Origin of the sequence: Affinundibacterium danionis (genome assembly GCF_042432465.1) — a bacterium.
Classification (GTDB): domain Bacteria; phylum Pseudomonadota; class Gammaproteobacteria; order Burkholderiales; family Burkholderiaceae_D; genus Undibacterium; species Undibacterium danionis.
This window is the reverse complement of record NZ_JBHLXJ010000007.1, coordinates 102,385-119,127: the sequence shown is the minus strand read 5'-3', so window position 1 is coordinate 119,127 and position 16,743 is coordinate 102,385. Positions and strand designations below refer to the sequence as shown.

The window sequence follows — 16,743 nt, the reverse complement described above, 5'->3', positions numbered from 1 at the left end:
CATTTAGAGTGAAAAGCAAGGCCAAAGCAATCGAAGCATACCAAAAAAAGGTTAAAATCTAAGGTTTATAAAATCCTTAGTTCTGCATAGCAATATTCTCTAATATTCAAGCAGACTCAAGTAAAAATCTAACGTAAAACCCAGAAAAAAAGGCAGAAGAGCTATGCTCACTTTTCAACAAATTATTTTGACATTGCAAGACTATTGGGACAAACAAGGTTGCGCCCTGTTACAACCGATTGATATGGAAGTGGGTGCAGGTACTTCACACACTGGCACATTTTTACGCGCGATTGGTCCTGAACCTTGGCGTGCAGCATATGTACAGCCTTCACGCCGCCCTAAGGACGGTCGTTATGGCGAGAATCCGAATCGCTTACAACACTACTACCAATACCAAGTTGTGTTGAAGCCAGCACCTGAAAATATTCTGGATTTGTATCTTGGCTCTTTGAAAGCCTTGGGTCTAGATCTGCAACAAAACGATATTCGCTTCGTCGAAGACGATTGGGAAAATCCAACCTTAGGCGCATGGGGTTTGGGTTGGGAAGTCTGGTTGAACGGTATGGAAGTGACGCAGTTCACTTACTTCCAACAGGTTGGCGGTTTAGATTGCAAACCGATTCTCGGTGAAATCACTTACGGTATCGAACGCTTGGCGATGTATTTGCAAGGCGTAGAAAACGTCTATGACTTGGTGTGGACTGAACGCGAAGAAAACGGCAAGACTGTACGCCTCTCTTACGGCGACGTGTTCCATCAAAACGAAGTCGAGCAATCGACTTTCAACTTTGAATATTCCAATACCGATTTCTTATTCTCTCTGTTCACCAATTACGAAGCAGAAGCGAAACGATTGCTTGAAGTCACAGAAAAATCTTTAGCTTTGCCTGCCTACGAAATGATTTTGAAAGCAGCCCATACCTTCAACTTGCTGGATGCACGCGGTGCAATCTCAGTCACCGAGCGTGCGGCTTACATCGGTCGTATTCGTAACTTATCACGCGCTGTCGCGGCAGCGTATTTGTCGGCGCGCTATCAATTGGGCTTCCCTATGTGCGCAGAAGACGACCAACATAAACGTGAAGTTGTCGCTGCGATCGAAGCACAGCTCGCGAAAGCTACAGCACAAGCAACGGCAGCTTAAGCACTTTGCGCAGCCATAGACAAGTACAGAATTGAGATTGAACATGAACCAAACACTTTTAGTTGAATTGTTTACCGAAGAATTGCCACCCAAAGCCCTCGCCAAATTAGGCGAAGCGTTTGCTGCAGGCATCGTCAATGGTTTGAAATCACGTGATTTCTTAGAAGCGGATTCCGTTGTTACTAGCTTTGCTTCACCACGCCGTTTGGCCGTGAGTATCAGCAAAGTGCGCGATACTTCTCCTGACAAACAAATGCGTGAAAAAATATTGCCGGTATCCGTGGCAATCGACGCGAATGGCAATGCAACCGCGCCTTTGGCCAAAAAACTCGCGGCACTGGGTTTCCCGAATTTGCAAGTATCCGACTTAGAACGCGCCGTCGACGGTAAAGCCGAAAGCTTCTTCTATAGCTACACCGCACCTGGCAGCGCATTGGCTAGCAGCTTGCAGTCTGCACTCGAAGAATCGATCAGCAAATTGCCAATTCCTAAGGTCATGAGCTATCAACGTCCTGATGGCTCAACCGTGCATTTTGTACGCCCGGTGCACAGCATCATCGCCTTGCATGGCAAAGACATTGTCCCTCTCAGCGCACTCGGCTTAACCGCTGGACGTATCACGCAAGGTCACCGTTTCTTATCCGCTGGCCAAGTGAATATCGCTGATGCCGAAGACTACAACCGCGCCTTGAAAGAAGAAGGCAAAGTCACGGCTAACGTCGCCGAACGCAAAGAACAAATTCGTCAAGCTTTGCTGTCAAAAGCGAATGGCGATCAAGTGTTGATGCCAGAATCTTTACTCGACGAAGTGGCGGCCTTGGTCGAATGGCCTGTGGTTTACGAATGCCATTTCGAAGAGGAGTTCTTGGCCGTGCCGCAAGAATGCTTGATTTTGACCATGCAAACCAATCAGAAATATTTCGCTGTAACGGATGCGGCTGGCAAATTGCGTTCACGCTTTTTGATCGTCTCAAACTTAGCGACCGACACGCCAGAACACATCATTCAAGGGAATGAACGTGTAGTCCGCCCACGTTTGTCCGATGCGAAATTCTTCTTCGAACAAGATAAGAAAAAATCTTTAGCCGACCGTTTGCCTTTGTTGGCTAACGTCGTGTATCACAATAAATTGGGTAGCCAAGCCGAACGTACACAACGCGTTCAATCTCTGGCTGGCGCGATTGCTAAATTAATCGGTGCCGATGTTGCCCTCGCAGAACGCGGTGCTTTATTGGCAAAGGCTGACTTGTTGACCGACATGGTCGGCGAATTCCCTGAGCTGCAAGGCATTATGGGCACCTACTATGCCAAGCATGACGGCGAACACGATGACGTCGCCGCGGCTGCTTCCGAACACTATCAACCACGTTTCGCGGGTGACGCTTTGCCGGCCACGGCAACGGGTACTGCCGTCGCACTTGCCGACAAGCTCGAAACTCTGGTCGGTATCTGGGGCATCGGTTTGCAGCCAACAGGCGATAAAGATCCATTCGCCTTGCGTCGTCATGCTTTGGGTATTTTGCGTATGTTGGTTGAAAAACGTTTGGCGATTTCACTGCAATCCTTGATTGCTGAGGCCGCCACACTATTTGCTGGCAACGCCAAGTTCAAAGATCCGAGCGCTGATGTACTGACGTTCTTGTATGACCGCTTACGCGGTCAATTACGTGAACGCGGTTTCTCACAAAGTGAAGTGGAAGCGGTGGTTGCACAAAACCCAGATAGCTTGGACAACATTGTGGAACGCCTACAAGCAGTGCAAAGCTTCGCAGCCTTGCCAGAGTCTGCTTCTTTAGCGGCAGCGAACAAACGTATCACCAACATCTTGAAAAAAGCGGAAGGCAAGCCAGGCGAGATTAACGCTAGCTTGTTGCAAGAAGCAGCAGAACAAGCATTGTACAAAGCGATGGTCGATGTTAAACCTAACGTTGATGCCGCGTATGCAGCGGGTGACTTCACAGGCGCTTTAAAAACCTTGGCAGCCTTGCGCGAAGGTGTCGATGCGTTCTTTAATGATGTGATGGTCAACGCCGAAGACTTGGCATTGCGTAATAACCGTTTAGCTTTATTGGCTTCTTTGCATGGCATGTTGAACCAAGTGGCGGATATTTCTAAGTTGGCGGCGTAAGAAAAAATAAAATGTAGGGCGGGTGCAACCCACGCGGCTTCGCTCTCAAAGCAATGTCGAGCAATGTAATGGCGACACGGGTTGCACCCGCCCTACGAAGAAAGCGCTTAGTCTTGGAAGTCGATTCAATGCAAACAGACAGTAAAGCAAGAAAAGTAATGTATGTGCTTTCTACCCTATTCGCCATTGCCGCCGTGGTCAGTCTCCTATCAGGGGGAATATCGGTGACGAGCTTGCTACTTGTCGCATTCACGTTTCTAGTTCTGTTTCTTGCTGTCACCACACCAAAACAGCTTCAAGATTTTATGGATATTTTGTCGGATTGAAAAATGACACCACCAAAACTCATCATCCTCGACCGCGATGGCGTCATCAATCATGACTCCGACGCCTTCATCAAATCAGCTGATGAATGGCAAGTCATTGCTGGTTCGGCACAAGCGATCGCGCGTTTGAATCAAGCAGGCTATACCGTGGTAGTGGCGACTAACCAATCAGGTGTAGCACGTAAGCTGTTTCCGATGACCACGCTCAATGCGATTCATCAAAAAATGCACGCGACTGTCGAGCAAGTAGGCGGCTTAATTGACGCAGTGTTTTTTTGCCCGCACAGCGCGGATGATAATTGTGACTGCCGCAAACCCAAACCCGGCATGCTGCAAGAGATCGCAAGCCGCTACAATGTCTCGCTCAAAGGCGTGCATTGTGTCGGCGACTCTTTACGTGATTTGCAATCGGGTTTTGTAATGGGCTGCATTCCGAATTTAGTGTTGACTGGCAAAGGTCAAGGAACGATGAACAAAGGCGGCTTACCGCCGGGAACACAAATCCATTCCGACCTCGCGGCGATGGTGGACGCTCTACTCAATGCAGAAGCAGCCGCCGACTAATTTTTCATCTTATTTCTTTCGCTTCAGGATTATTCATGTATTCAGCATTGTGTTTTATCCGCTCTTTACTTTTCACGATTGTGATGGTCATCGCCACCGTGATTTGGGCACCTATCTGTTTTTTGTTTGCACCGCTTCCTTACAATCAACGCTATTGGGCAACTGCACGCTGGAATGTGTTCATCATCTGGGCGGCAAAAGTAATTTGTGGAATTCGTTATCAAACCCGCGGATATGAGAATTTCCCTGACGGTCCTGTGATCGTTTTATCCAAGCATCAATCTGCTTGGGAGACCATTTTCTTACTGATGTCGACCCCGCGCCCCTTGGTATTCGTATTTAAAAAATCGATACTCTACATCCCCTTTTTTGGTTGGGGGATCGCCCTTTTAAAAATGATCCCGATTGATCGTAGCAAAGGTAAAGACGCCTTCGCACAAGTTGTAACGATTGGACGCAAGCGTTTGGCAGATGGTCAATGGGTCATCATGTTCCCCGAAGGCACCCGCATTCCCGTTGGACAAAAAGGTAACTACAAAGGTGGCGGCACGCGACTGGCGATCGAAACCAATACACCTGTGATTCCGATTGCCTTAAATTCGGGCGAATGCTGGCCTAAGAATTCATTCATCAAACGTCCTGGCCTGATCACGGTCTCAGTCGGCAAACCTATTGCGCCTGGCGATATGAATGCGACAGATTTAATGACCAAAGTCGAAGAATGGATAGAAGCGGAAATGCGCGTCATCTCGCCTCAAGCCTACAAGTAGGCCTACAAGTAAGTCTACAAATAAGCCGCTCAATCAAAGCCATGCTAAACTCTTGAACTAGACCTGCTCGCTTTGTTCTATATTGACTCAGCAAGCAAGCGCTGTAGATTAGATTGAGAGATTTATGATGTCAGTTGGAAACTCTAGAAAAGCTGCGCCTGCAACGCAAGCAAGCTTGATCCAAGGATTGCAGCGTGCGTTGCAATTAGATTTTTTCAACGATTTATTTGGCGGAAATGAGCAAGTAGTCACGCCTCACCGTCCGCCAAGCACAGTCGATCCCGCCACTGGCACACGCAAGCGCCAAATCCTAATTCAAGACCAAGTCCTTGACTATGAATTGCGTCGCTCAAAACGACGTAGCATCGGCTTTTTGATTAGCGATGACGGCCTACGTATCACGGCACCTCGTTGGGTAACGATTGCCGACATCGAACAAGCGATACGCGAAAAGCAACAATGGATCATCGCGAAACTACGTGAGAAACGAACACAATCGGAACGTCGTCTACAGGCGACTATGCGCTGGGAAGATGGCGCGCGCTTGCCGTACTTAGGGCAGCACTTACATCTGCGCATTGTGCATCACGGTCGAACTGCGGTAACGCACGACATCGAGCAAGCTACCCTCAACATTAGCCTGCCACCAGAATTTACGGAACAACAACTAAAAGACCGAGTACAGAGTTGGTTGCAGCAAGAGGCTAAACGTGTTTTTAATCAACGTATGCCCTTATATGCAAGCAAGTTGGGAGTGAGCTACCACTCAATGAGCTTGTCGTCTGCCGGGACGCGCTGGGGGTCTTGCACAGCACAAGGAAAAATCCGCCTCAATTGGCGCTTAATTCATTTTTCTCTAGATATCATTGACTACGTAGTTGCGCATGAACTCTCTCATCTGCGTGAGATGAATCACAGTGCTGATTTTTGGGCCACGGTCGAATCGATTTATCCTAATTACGAAAACGCTAAACAGCAATTACGCCGTCACGCCAGTGCTGACTTGCCTGTTTTTTAATCGCGTTATACGCGAGCTAGCGTATCAGCGTATTTTTAGCTGAACAGGTACAATCGACGCTTTTCCATTTTCGAGGACATTATGCGCTTACTTCACACGATGCTGCGCGTTGGCAATTTACAGCGCTCTATTAATTTCTACACCGAAGTATTGGGTATGAGATTGCTCCGCACTTCTGATAATCCAGAATATCAATACACACTTGCTTTCTTAGGCTTCGGCAGCAATCCCGACCACGCGGAATTAGAATTAACTTACAACTATGGCGTTGAGTCTTATGAAATGGGAACCGCCTATGGTCATATCGCCATCTCGGTTCCAGATGCAGCGGCAGCATGTGCCGCAGTCAAAGCACGAGGTGGTAACGTAACGCGTGAAGCAGGTCCCGTCAAAGGCGGAACAACGGTGATCGCTTTTGTGCAGGACCCGGATGGTTATAAAATCGAACTAATTGAGCGCTAATAAAAGAGCTGGTAAAGCTAATCAATAAATTAATCGATGCCATTGATTTAAGCGTCTTAATGCAATTAGGTTCAATAGCTTCGCCCTGATACCACCATGTTGATACTAGGGCTAAAAAGCAGTTAAAGTATTTTGCCGTGGATCTTGAAATTGATGAGTTCTTCCACTTTTAAAGATCTACCTGACTTTGAATTCGCATGACGGATAAAATTGGCATCGACCTTAAAAATCTTCAGGCTTACAACATTTTCTATTGTTAAATTGGTCAAACCTAGCTTTTTCATCTCATTGACAAATTGTTGTGTAATTTCAAAATTCTTGAATTTTATTAAATCTTCCAATTCAAGATTCTCAAATCCCATTCCTGCGACTTCCCTGACAAATGTTGTGTCAACCTTAAAAACCCTTGCTTTAACTAACTCTTCTAAAGCCAGATTGGAAAAACCATTGGCCGCCATTTCTTTTACAAATGCTGGATCGATGCGAAAGATTTTTGCCTTAAAAAAATCCTCCATTTGCAATTTTTTAAATCCCATCGTCTTTATTTCATCGACGAATGCCGTTGTGATATCCAAAAATGCCGCTGAAAATATTTGCTCTTGATTTAATAGAAATCCTCGGTCGTGCATGGCATGCACAAAAGAAGCTTGTTCAAAAAAACGAAATGTCCCTTGACCATCTCCCTTATTAAACTTTCCTTCCAATTCAAATATACCTGCTTCACGAACAAGGCGGAAATTCACACTAGTATTCGAACCCTTTGCCCTCTCCTCATTTAAACCTTCAAAATCGATAAAATCAAAACTTGATCCTTGATTAAGCTCCTTGAGATTTTTCTTATAATAAAAATTAAATTGAATTTTCCCCTTAGAAAATTCGTCAAGATTCACATGCTCTTGTCGCGCATGATTCACATCTGTAATTTTGGCTTTCCACGTACCCTGTACCGCAGCCTTAGGCGTTTCCGCAGTGGCTGGAAAAATCAAACTAAATGCCATCATGAATAAAAAAAACAACTTGTCGCGCATTCTCATCTTTAAACTCCTTTGTGGTATCGCTGTTTCTTAGGCCTTTTATAAACAGATCGTCGTTTAATTTAAGGTTCAAAGTTTTATCAGCAATTACTATGCCCGCTTATGTGCATTCACTTGACTATAGGAGAGAGGCGTCATTTTGTTGGCATGACTCGTGTCCGCACTAACAGCTCGGACATATTTCGGACAATCTATACGTGTCTATATTAGATCGGGAACTAAGGCAAGTACAATGTAGCGCCTAGAAGTTTTATAGGCTGAGATTCTCGTATTCAAAACAATTTTCAAATTCAATTATTTCCATATCTGCGGAAATAAGAAATCAAACCGCGCGTAGAATCATCTAGCTGCGCGTCGTAAGCTTGGTCACCATTTAAGGCCGGTAATAAGCTGTTCGCTAATTGCTTGCCCAATTCTACGCCCCATTGATCAAAAGAATTCAAGCCCCACACCACGCCTTGCACGAACACTTTGTGTTCATACAGCGCGAGTAACATGCCGAGTTGGAATGGATCTAAGCTGGTCATCAGAATTGTGGTTGATGGTTGATTTCCAGCGAACACTTTATGCGGCAATAATTTGGCGATCTCGGCTTCTTGCAAACCGGCTGCGGCTAATTCTATGCGTGCTTGTTGTTCGGTTTTACCAAATGCGAGCGCCGAACTTTGTGCCAAACAATTCGCCAACAAGGGTGCTTGATGTCCAGGCAATGGATAATCACTACTTGCGGCCACCACAAAATCACAGGGGATCAACCAACCGCCTTGATGCAATAATTGGAAGAAAGCATGTTGACCATTGACGCCAATCTCGCCCCACACAATAGGATTAGCGCGGCAACTCAAAGGCGCACCGTCACGCCCGACTGTCTTGCCATTGGATTCCATTTCCAACTGCTGTAAAAAGCCCGGCAAGTGACGCATGGATTCGTTATAAGGCAATACGGCGGTAGTTTCCGCTCCCAAGAAATTAGTGTTCCAAATCGACATTAAAGCCAATAGAACCGGGAGATTTTTGTCTAATGGCGCGCTACGGAAATGGGTGTCCATGGTTTCTGCGCCTTCGAGCAAGCGCTCAAAGCCACGCATACCAATCGCTAAAGCCACCGACAATCCTACCGCTGACCACAAGGAATAGCGTCCACCGACCCAATCCCAAATCTGCAAAATATTCGCATCGGGAATACCAAATTCATGCGCCTTGCTTGGATTCGAAGTGACCGCAATAAAGTGTTTAGCAATTGCCCATTCTTCCATCGCCGCAGCTAACAACCAAGTGCGTGCGGTATGCGCATTGATACTAGTTTCTTGTGTTGTGAAAGTTTTGGATGCGACGATGAATAGGGTCGTGTGCGGATCGAGTTTTTCTAGCAATGGCGCTAAATGCGCGCTATCTAAATTGGATACGTAATAGAAATTCAATCCTGGATGCTGCAAGGCGGACAAGGCACGCGTTGCCAACTTAGGACCAAGATCTGAACCGCCGATCCCGATATTCACAATATTTTGAATTGCATCGCCTTTAAAGCCGCGCCATAGACCGCTGCGTACACGTTCGACGATATCGCGCATTTGTTTTCGTACTGCATGAACTTCGGGCATCACGTCATGTTCCGCGCTGGGGAAAGGCGTGAAATCGGTATGACGTAAAGCGGTATGCAGGACGGCGCGGTTTTCGCTGAAATTAATTTTTTCGCCAGCGAACATGCGATCGCGCCAGTCTTCTACTTTGGCGTATTGTGCCAACTTGATTAAATCATGTAATGCCGCGGCATCAATACGCTGCTTAGAATAATCAACCAGCAAGCCATCTAACTCTTGAGAAAAATGCGTAAAACGTGCCGCATCATCAGCGAATAAATCGCGTAAATGCTTATCCTGCAAGCGCACTTTATGAGCCAATAAGGCTTGCCATTCAGAAGTACTGGTGAGGTTCATAGTGTCCGGATTTTTTAATTAAGCAGGCAAAAGATTCGCCAGTGCGACGTATTGTTCTAGAGGGATAGTTTCGGCACGGGCTTGCGGATCGATACCGACTTCCATCAATTGCTGTTCGGTGAAAAGACCAGCGACGCAGTTGCGTATAGTTTTACGACGCTGAGAAAAGGCCTTAGTGACAACTTGTTCTAAATTCTCTAATTTGCACGCCAACTTTTCTTTTTTGGGAATCATGCGCACAATCGCCGAGTCCACGCGCGGTGGTGGATCAAAGGCGGTAGGCGGCACGATAAACAGCAATTCCATGTGATAACGCCATTGCAGCATCACCGATAAACGCCCGTATTCCTTACCACCCGGCTCAGCCACCATGCGCTCAACCACTTCTTTTTGTAGCATAAAATGTTGGTCTTCAACTTGCTCTGCATATTCGGCAAGATGGAATAGCAAAGGGCTAGAAATATTGTATGGAAGATTACCAACGATACGCAATTTTTTACCTTGATTGACTGGGATAGTGGCAAAATCAAATTGCAGCGCATCACCCTCGTGGATAATCAATTTGCTTTGATCAAAACTTTTCTTCAAACGCGCAACTAAATCGCGATCAAGTTCCACCACATGTAGTTGATCTAAGCCTTCTAACAACAAACGCGTCATCGCGGCCAGACCCGGCCCAATCTCGACCATGCTCTCACCGCGTTGCGGATTAATGACCGTGATAATGTCACTTAATACTTGCTGATCGGTGAGGAAATTTTGCCCGAAGCGTTTACGTGCGATGTGTTTCATGTTTTTTGAATTGTTATTGAAGATAAGACTAGAAATCGACTAAAAATTTGAGCGCCCGTTAAAACAAGCAGGCCAGCCCGGTAAGAGTAATAGCAATGCAGTTATTTAGCCAGTCCGTTCGGGCTAGGTGTTGCGCCTCGGCTGGCCGCTTGTCGCGCTACCATTTCGGCCGCAATACGAATCGCTACGCACATGCTATTCGCGTCCGCCAAACCTGTGCCTAGTTTGGCCAAATCTAAGGCAGTACCGTGATCAACCGAGGTGCGGATCAAGGGCAAGCCCAAAGTAATATTCACACCCAAGCCAAAACTTGCGTGCTTTAAAACAGACAAACCTTGGTCATGGTACATCGCTAAAACGCAATCAGCGTCTTTCAAGTATTTTTGCTGAAACAAAGTGTCCGCAGGAAAAGCGCCGCGTGCGTCTATACCTGCACTACGCGCATGTTGAATGACAGGATTAATGACATCGATCTCTTCGCGCCCCAAATAGCCGTTTTCACCCGCATGAGGGTTTAAACCTGTGACAAAAATCTTGGGCTTACTGATTCCGAATTTTTCTTGTAAGTCGCTATGAATGATTTGCAAGGTACGCAGTAAATGATCGAATTGAATCGCGTTAGGTACGTCGCGCAAAGCTAGATGAGTAGTGGCTAGCGCGACCCGCAAGGCTTGCGGCAAATGATCAGAAGCTTCACATGCCAACATCATCACTACCTGAGCGCTGCCAGTGCGCTGTGCTAGATATTCGGTATGTCCAGTAAAAGCAATGCCAGCGTCATTGATGGTACTTTTTTGCAAAGGCGCAGTGACCATTGCATCGCACCAGCCTTGCTGTATCGTTTCGATAGCCACATCTAAGGTTGCCAAAACCGCGCGCCCATTGCGTGGATCGAGTTGCCCCGCCACCACATGCGCCATTAACGGGCTATCAATCACGGTAATCTGATCTTTACCGCATCCTGGCAAACCATTATGACGCAAGGCCTGCTGAGAGACGCCCATCAATCGGATATTTCTATCTAGATCATGAGCCAACATCGCAAGATAAGCGGCGTCGCCTATCAATACGGGTCTTACCTGCCCACGCAATTCCCAAGCCGCCAACAAAGAGATTTCAGGTCCTATGCCGGCAGGCTCACCAACGGTAATGGCGATGACAGGTAAAGATGATCCCATTATTTTTTATCGTTGTTTCTCAATTAAAGACTGATCTAATGCTTCAGTTTATTTCAGTTTATTTCAGTTTATTTCTATTTATTTTTGCTCGTTACGGAATTCAACATACGCGCGGTCACGTAATTGGCGTAACCAGTCTTGCAAAGCTTCTTCTGATTTACGGCTGCGTACCGACTGACGGGCTTCGACTCGTTTGCGTTCTTTTGAGTCTTCGGTCACTTTACGTTCAGTCACTTGTATCATATGGAAACCCAACTGCGTTTCTACTGGATCACTGACTTCGTTAAGCGCCAATTTGTTCATGACCGCTTCAAATTCTGGGAAGGTATCGCCTGGGCGTATCCAACCCAAGTCTCCGCCTTTAGTAGCTGAAGAGTCGATAGAATTAGTCTTTGCCAATTCTTCAAATGTCGCCGTCTTATTGATAATCTTTTGCTTCAATTCGGCCATCGTGGTTTTGATTTGCGCGGCAGTCAACAGCTGCGTAGGTCGCATCAAAATATGACGAACATTTGACTCTTGTACGGTATTGGCGGCAGCCGTTGGCGCAATATCACGTTTGCCTAATAACTTGAGGATATGAAATCCGTTAGGGCTACGAATGATTTCAGAGAAACCACCAACGAAGCTGATTTTATTGACCGCTTCCATAAAGAGTGGGGAAATCTTGTCTTGCTCTCGCCAGCCCACTTCGCCGCCTTTCAGCGCTTCGGTAGAATCAGAGTAGGTTGCCGCCAACTTAGCAAAATCCTCGCCTATGCGTAATTTTTTATAGGCTTCTTGGGCGCGCGCACTACGTTGTGCGATGACTTCCGGTGTCGCATTCTCTGGAATACGAACCATGATGTGACCAAGATTAATTTCTTGATTCTTACTAGGAGCAGCCGCTTCAGCAGCGAGGAAATTATCTACTTCCAGCTCGGACACTTGTATTTTGCTATCGACTTCACGCTCACGGACACGCTGCATCATGATGTCATCGCGAATCTCTTCACGGAAAGCGGCAAAGGAAGTGCCATCACGCTCGATTTGATTACGCAACTCTTGCAAACTGGTTTTATTTTGTTCCGCCATACGTTGCAAAGCACGGTCTAACATAATGTCATCAACGCGCATGCCCTGCTCTTTTGCTAACTGCACTTGTAAGCGATCGATGATCATGCGTTCTAACATCTGCTTTTCCAGATCAGCGCGAGCTGGCAGCGGTGTGCCCTGCGCCTTCAAAGAGCGTTCTATGGAGTTGAGTCTATCTTCCACTTCCATTTTAGTAATCACTTCGTCATTGACGACCACGGCAATACCATTTACCACTTGCGCTCTGGACACTTTTTTCGGTGCTGGCTTCGCAGTTTGCGCTAAAGGATCCTCAATTGGTGCGATAGGCGAATTAGTCGTTGCGACTTTTGCTGGCGCCTGTGCAGTTGCGGGAGCCTTCGCTTCCTGCGACCACGCCGCTGACGACATGGTAAGTCCAAATAAGGCGGTTAAACAGACGGATAAACCGAGTGCTAACGGGCGTTTCAATTGATTCATGTGCAAATTGTGTCGCATAGTGATCCAAAATTCATAAAAAAATGAGGTCTTGCTAATTTACCTCGTCTTTTATCGCCGTTTTCTGGCGAAAGCTGCAATATACACGCTAATTCGTAGCCTGATAACCTGAAATATTCTTTTTCAAAGTTTCAACCGGATTACTGCCAAAACCTAAACGTGCCAATCCGTTCAACTCCAACTGAATCGAAAAGCCAGAGTTATTCGATAAATTCGTCGTCGCGAAACGATGAGCAACAAAACGCAAAGCCCAACAATCGGCTCGATACTCAAAACCGGCCAACCCCTCTACCAATTTATTATTTTGCAAAGAGTAATTACTCTTACCGACAACATACCAACGATGCGCCATCGGCCATTGTCCCGATAGCTCCAACTGTTTCAACACTTCACGTTGAAATTGGTATTGCAAATTGAGGATTTTCTTGGGCGCTGGCTGCCAACGAACCGCATAATTTGAACGCACCAGTTGACGATCGCTCTGGCTTACCTGGAATGCCGCTTCTAGGTTCAAGGTATCCGATACCTGGCCATTTCCCGCAACTAGCAAATCGGAGCGACTAGGATTGGTTTTACCGTCTAGACTGACTTTCTGCGTATTGAAGTAAAAGCGCTGACCTAGGGCAAACTTGAAACGCTCTACCCCATTGTCTTCAATAAAACGTGAGACCAATGCTGTAGTCACTTGATTTGAATCGCCAATACGATCATGCCCAGTAAAACGGTTTTCACTAAAAATTTGCGCAAAATTAAAGTCAGCTACGGCCGTATCAAATAGCGGAAAATCGGTTTGATCGCGGTAAGGCGTATTCACGTAGAACAAACGCGGTTCCAAAGTCTGGGTCATTTTCTCCCCAAGCAAACTGGCGCGACGCTCGAATATCAGACCACTATCGATGGATACGCTAGGTACCGTTCTTTGCAAACTATCTGGTTTGCCTATGCCTGGATTATCGATTTGATAGCTAGTCGCGTGAAAAGAAATCTTAGGAACGATAAAAAAGGCTGGTTGAATATAGGGTAAAGATACTTGTGGGTTCAACACCGCACGCTGGCCACGCATCATAGTCGGATGCCAAAAACGGGTCATCAACGCATCTACCGACCAATCCAAACCGAGCACATCACTTTGCCCCGCATGAAAACTGAGTTGAGGTAAACGTTCGTATGGCAAAGTAATTGGCGCAGTAATATCTTGCAAAACCTGATAACTGGTTGAACGTAAAGATGCGTTCCAGAACGAGCCATAATAATCGAGCGCCACTTCACGCAATAACAAACGCTGCGCGGTCTTAGCCGTCGAGTTGGAAAAATCGGCTGGATAATCATTATCCGAAGCCTTATTCAAATTCCACGAAAATAACAGCTCAGGCAGTACATTCTGTCTGTGGATGGAAGAACCGGCGTAGCGCGTGGTATCGGTTAATTTATCGCGTATCACTTCCACCGCAGTTTCACCTGCGTAAGTATCACCTAAATAACGGCCTTCCAATCCCAATTGCAAACCACGACGCGCGATAAATTTAGGATGAACGGTCAAATCACGGTTGGGCGCGATATTGAAATAATATGGCATACCGAATTCGATTCCGCCTTTATTCGAATGCCCTACACTGGGCGGCAACAGGCCTGAATGCCGCGCGCCTGACAAAGGAAAACTAAAATTCATCCACGATGGTGCACCCATAATCGGCACACCTTTAAAATAAAGTACCGATTTAGTCGCTATACCGCGATCCAAACCAGTATCTAGGCTCATAGTATCGGCTTGCAAATACCAATCTGGCGACAAGCCTTCACAAGTGCTGTAAGTGCCTTTGATAATTTTGGCTTTTTCTTCGCTTTCGAATTCTATTTTTTCTGCGTGTCCCTGACCATTATTTTTTGCCAAGAAATAGGTGGGATTAGTCACAAAGCCTGCGCCAGTCTCAATCACAAAACGCAGCAAATCACCACGATAACAATCGTTATTGCGCTTCAACACTACGTTACCCGAAGCGTCGAGTTGGTCTTCTATTTGTGAGTAAGTCGCTTTATCCGCACTGAAATATAAATTTCCCCGATTCACTTCCACTTGATGATCCAGATTAATCACTTTTTCAGGCTGCCCGGTCACCAACTCAGCCTGAATCACGGTAGGCGCGACGCTGCTATCCAGGACTTTGGGATTGTTGGCTTTATTCAAGTCAGTGGACTTTTTCTCGGTTGCTGCGGCTGGTGTTGGTGATTTGTTCTCTTGAGCTTTGACGGCTAGCTCCTGCCCCTGCAATGGCACCGTACTTTGCCCATAAGCTGGGGCAAATGCAGCCCATATGAGGCCAGCAATAAGACTCTTGGCAAATACCGGATGTGCGGGAAACATAGCTGCGGATGACGATGAATGCGATAATACGATTTTGCTTCGTTGGCTGTTTCGGCGCATGAAATAATTAGTTGATGGCATTAAGTTAAATGTTTCTCTGGCGCTAAGTGCTCGATAATAAGACAAATGCGTGTAAATACCTATTTTGCAATAAATAAACTTGCTCGCTGACTTGTGTGCTGACTTACTTATTAAGCTATTTGGCTCGCTATTTTTAACTAGCTGCCGACTAAAAGCCGACTATTATAGGCGCAAACACCCGCTTACAAGAAATCATGCTCGCGCTAACAAACACATATAAGGCATAGCCCAACGAAGTCGTCACTGCAGATACAAAAAGCGAGAATCCCAAAACACATACTCGCGCTATGAAAATTAATTATTTAGAACGCAATTTAGAACACAAATAAAGAGTCATAACTATGTCAACACAACACGACCAAGATACCCAACGTCTAGAGCATTTACGCACATGGTTGGCTAGTATCACCACGCCACAGCTAGATTTAGATAGCTTACGTATCGCTTCCGCTGATGCCAGTTTCCGTCGCTATTTCCGAATCGACGGTATGGCGGATGGTACTAAATACAGTTTCATCGTGATGGATGCGCCGCAACCGCAAGAGGATGTCAAACCTTTCATCCAGATTGCGGCTTTGTTTAAGCAGATCAATCTGACAGTGCCCGAGGTGTTGGCACAGGATACCGAACAAGGCTTTTTGCTATTGACTGATCTCGGTACGACTATGTATTCCCATGTCTTAAATAGTGACACCGCGCACAAGCTGTATCTTGATGCGATTGATGCCTTAATTCTGCTCCAAACTCAAAGCCAACCAGACGTCTTGCAAGAATACGATAGAGAATTTTTGCGACGTGAATTAATGATCTTCCCTGAATGGTACATAGGTAAACATCTGGGTGTGACTTTAACGGAAGAACAAACGGCAAATTTAAACAAAGTCTTCGATGCGCTCTTAGCGAATATCGTGGCCCAGCCGCAAGTCTTCGTGCACCGCGATTATCACTCACGCAATCTAATGTTGATGGACAAAGGCAATCCTGGCATTTTGGACTTCCAAGGCGCACTGTACGGCCCGCTGACTTACGATCTGGTTTCGCTATTACGCGATGCCTATGTACAGTGGGATGAGGAAATGGTGCTCGACTGGGCGATTCGCTATTGGGAAAAAGCTAAAAAGGCGGGCTTACCCGTAGCACCCGATATCGACGGTTTTTATCGTGATTTTGAATTCATGGGCTTACAACGTCATCTCAAAATTCTCGGTATCTTCGCCCGCCTCGCACACCGCGATGGCAAACAACATTATCTCGACGATATGCCGACCGTGATGGAATACGTGCGCAAGACATCACATCGTTATAAAGAATTGATTCCACTATTGCGCCTATTGGATGTACTAGAAGAAACCGCACCCAAATTCGGCTATACGTTTTAATTACCTTCAGGTTC

General features: G+C 46.3%; 14 protein-coding genes. 8 read left to right on the top strand and 6 right to left on the bottom strand.

Annotation, left to right across the window (positions count from 1 at the left end):
• The first annotated feature begins 163 nt into the window (after window positions 1-163).
• The 7 genes from glyQ to gloA all read left to right on the top strand — a co-directional run bounded on the left by glyQ (window position 164) and on the right by gloA (window position 6,415).
• Window positions 164-1,147 (top strand): glycine--tRNA ligase subunit alpha, encoded by a 984-nt coding sequence (glyQ, locus tag ACFFJH_RS06290; RefSeq protein ID WP_390211004.1) that lies wholly within the window; start codon window positions 164-166, stop codon window positions 1,145-1,147.
• Window positions 1,148-1,190: 43 nt separating this feature from the next.
• Window positions 1,191-3,275 (top strand): glycine--tRNA ligase subunit beta, encoded by a 2,085-nt coding sequence (glyS, locus tag ACFFJH_RS06285; protein ID WP_390211003.1) that lies wholly within the window; start codon window positions 1,191-1,193, stop codon window positions 3,273-3,275.
• A 128-nt stretch (window positions 3,276-3,403) separates the two neighbouring features.
• Window positions 3,404-3,601: a hypothetical protein gene (locus tag ACFFJH_RS06280; protein ID WP_390211002.1), complete on the top strand. Its 198-nt coding sequence runs from the start codon at window positions 3,404-3,406 to the stop codon at window positions 3,599-3,601.
• A 3-nt stretch (window positions 3,602-3,604) separates the two neighbouring features.
• Window positions 3,605-4,165 carry a D-glycero-beta-D-manno-heptose 1,7-bisphosphate 7-phosphatase gene (gmhB, locus tag ACFFJH_RS06275; protein WP_212674810.1) on the top strand — a complete coding sequence of 187 codons (561 nt, stop codon included), beginning with the start codon at window positions 3,605-3,607 and terminating at the stop codon, window positions 4,163-4,165.
• 35 nt (window positions 4,166-4,200) lie between these two features.
• Window positions 4,201-4,935 (top strand): lysophospholipid acyltransferase family protein, encoded by a 735-nt coding sequence (locus tag ACFFJH_RS06270; protein WP_390211000.1) that lies wholly within the window; start codon window positions 4,201-4,203, stop codon window positions 4,933-4,935.
• A 124-nt stretch (window positions 4,936-5,059) separates the two neighbouring features.
• Window positions 5,060-5,953: a M48 family metallopeptidase gene (locus ACFFJH_RS06265; RefSeq protein WP_390210999.1), complete on the top strand. Its 894-nt coding sequence runs from the start codon at window positions 5,060-5,062 to the stop codon at window positions 5,951-5,953.
• A gap of 81 nt (window positions 5,954-6,034) precedes the next feature.
• Window positions 6,035-6,415: a lactoylglutathione lyase gene (gene gloA / locus ACFFJH_RS06260; protein ID WP_390210997.1), complete on the top strand. Its 381-nt coding sequence runs from the start codon at window positions 6,035-6,037 to the stop codon at window positions 6,413-6,415.
• Between the two features lie 122 nt (window positions 6,416-6,537).
• Here the strand turns inward: gloA and ACFFJH_RS06255 are convergent, their stop codons facing one another.
• The 6 genes from ACFFJH_RS06255 to ACFFJH_RS06230 form a co-directional block, all read right to left on the bottom strand.
• Window positions 6,538-7,449: a hypothetical protein gene (locus ACFFJH_RS06255; RefSeq protein WP_390210996.1), complete on the bottom strand. Its 912-nt coding sequence runs from the start codon at window positions 7,447-7,449 to the stop codon at window positions 6,538-6,540.
• Between the two features lie 290 nt (window positions 7,450-7,739).
• A complete protein-coding gene (gene pgi, locus ACFFJH_RS06250; protein WP_390210995.1) occupies window positions 7,740-9,386 on the bottom strand; it encodes a glucose-6-phosphate isomerase in 1,647 nt (548 codons plus the stop codon).
• 18 nt (window positions 9,387-9,404) lie between these two features.
• Window positions 9,405-10,178, bottom strand: coding sequence for a 16S rRNA (adenine(1518)-N(6)/adenine(1519)-N(6))-dimethyltransferase RsmA (gene rsmA / locus ACFFJH_RS06245; protein ID WP_390210993.1), 774 nt, complete (start codon window positions 10,176-10,178; stop codon window positions 9,405-9,407).
• 101 nt (window positions 10,179-10,279) lie between these two features.
• Window positions 10,280-11,356, bottom strand: a complete 1,077-nt coding sequence (gene pdxA, locus ACFFJH_RS06240; protein ID WP_390210991.1) for a 4-hydroxythreonine-4-phosphate dehydrogenase PdxA — start codon at window positions 11,354-11,356, stop codon at window positions 10,280-10,282.
• Between the two features lie 78 nt (window positions 11,357-11,434).
• The gene (locus ACFFJH_RS06235; protein WP_390210988.1) at window positions 11,435-12,889 is read right to left on the bottom strand and encodes a peptidylprolyl isomerase; all 1,455 of its coding nucleotides are present in this window, start codon (window positions 12,887-12,889) and stop codon (window positions 11,435-11,437) included.
• Window positions 12,890-12,995: 106 nt separating this feature from the next.
• Window positions 12,996-15,269 (bottom strand): LPS-assembly protein LptD, encoded by a 2,274-nt coding sequence (locus ACFFJH_RS06230; RefSeq protein ID WP_390210986.1) that lies wholly within the window; start codon window positions 15,267-15,269, stop codon window positions 12,996-12,998.
• A 422-nt stretch (window positions 15,270-15,691) separates the two neighbouring features.
• Here ACFFJH_RS06230 and ACFFJH_RS06225 point away from each other — a divergent pair, with 422 nt between their 5' ends.
• Window positions 15,692-16,729 (top strand): aminoglycoside phosphotransferase family protein, encoded by a 1,038-nt coding sequence (locus ACFFJH_RS06225; protein WP_390210985.1) that lies wholly within the window; start codon window positions 15,692-15,694, stop codon window positions 16,727-16,729.
• Window positions 16,730-16,743: the final 14 nt, after the last annotated feature.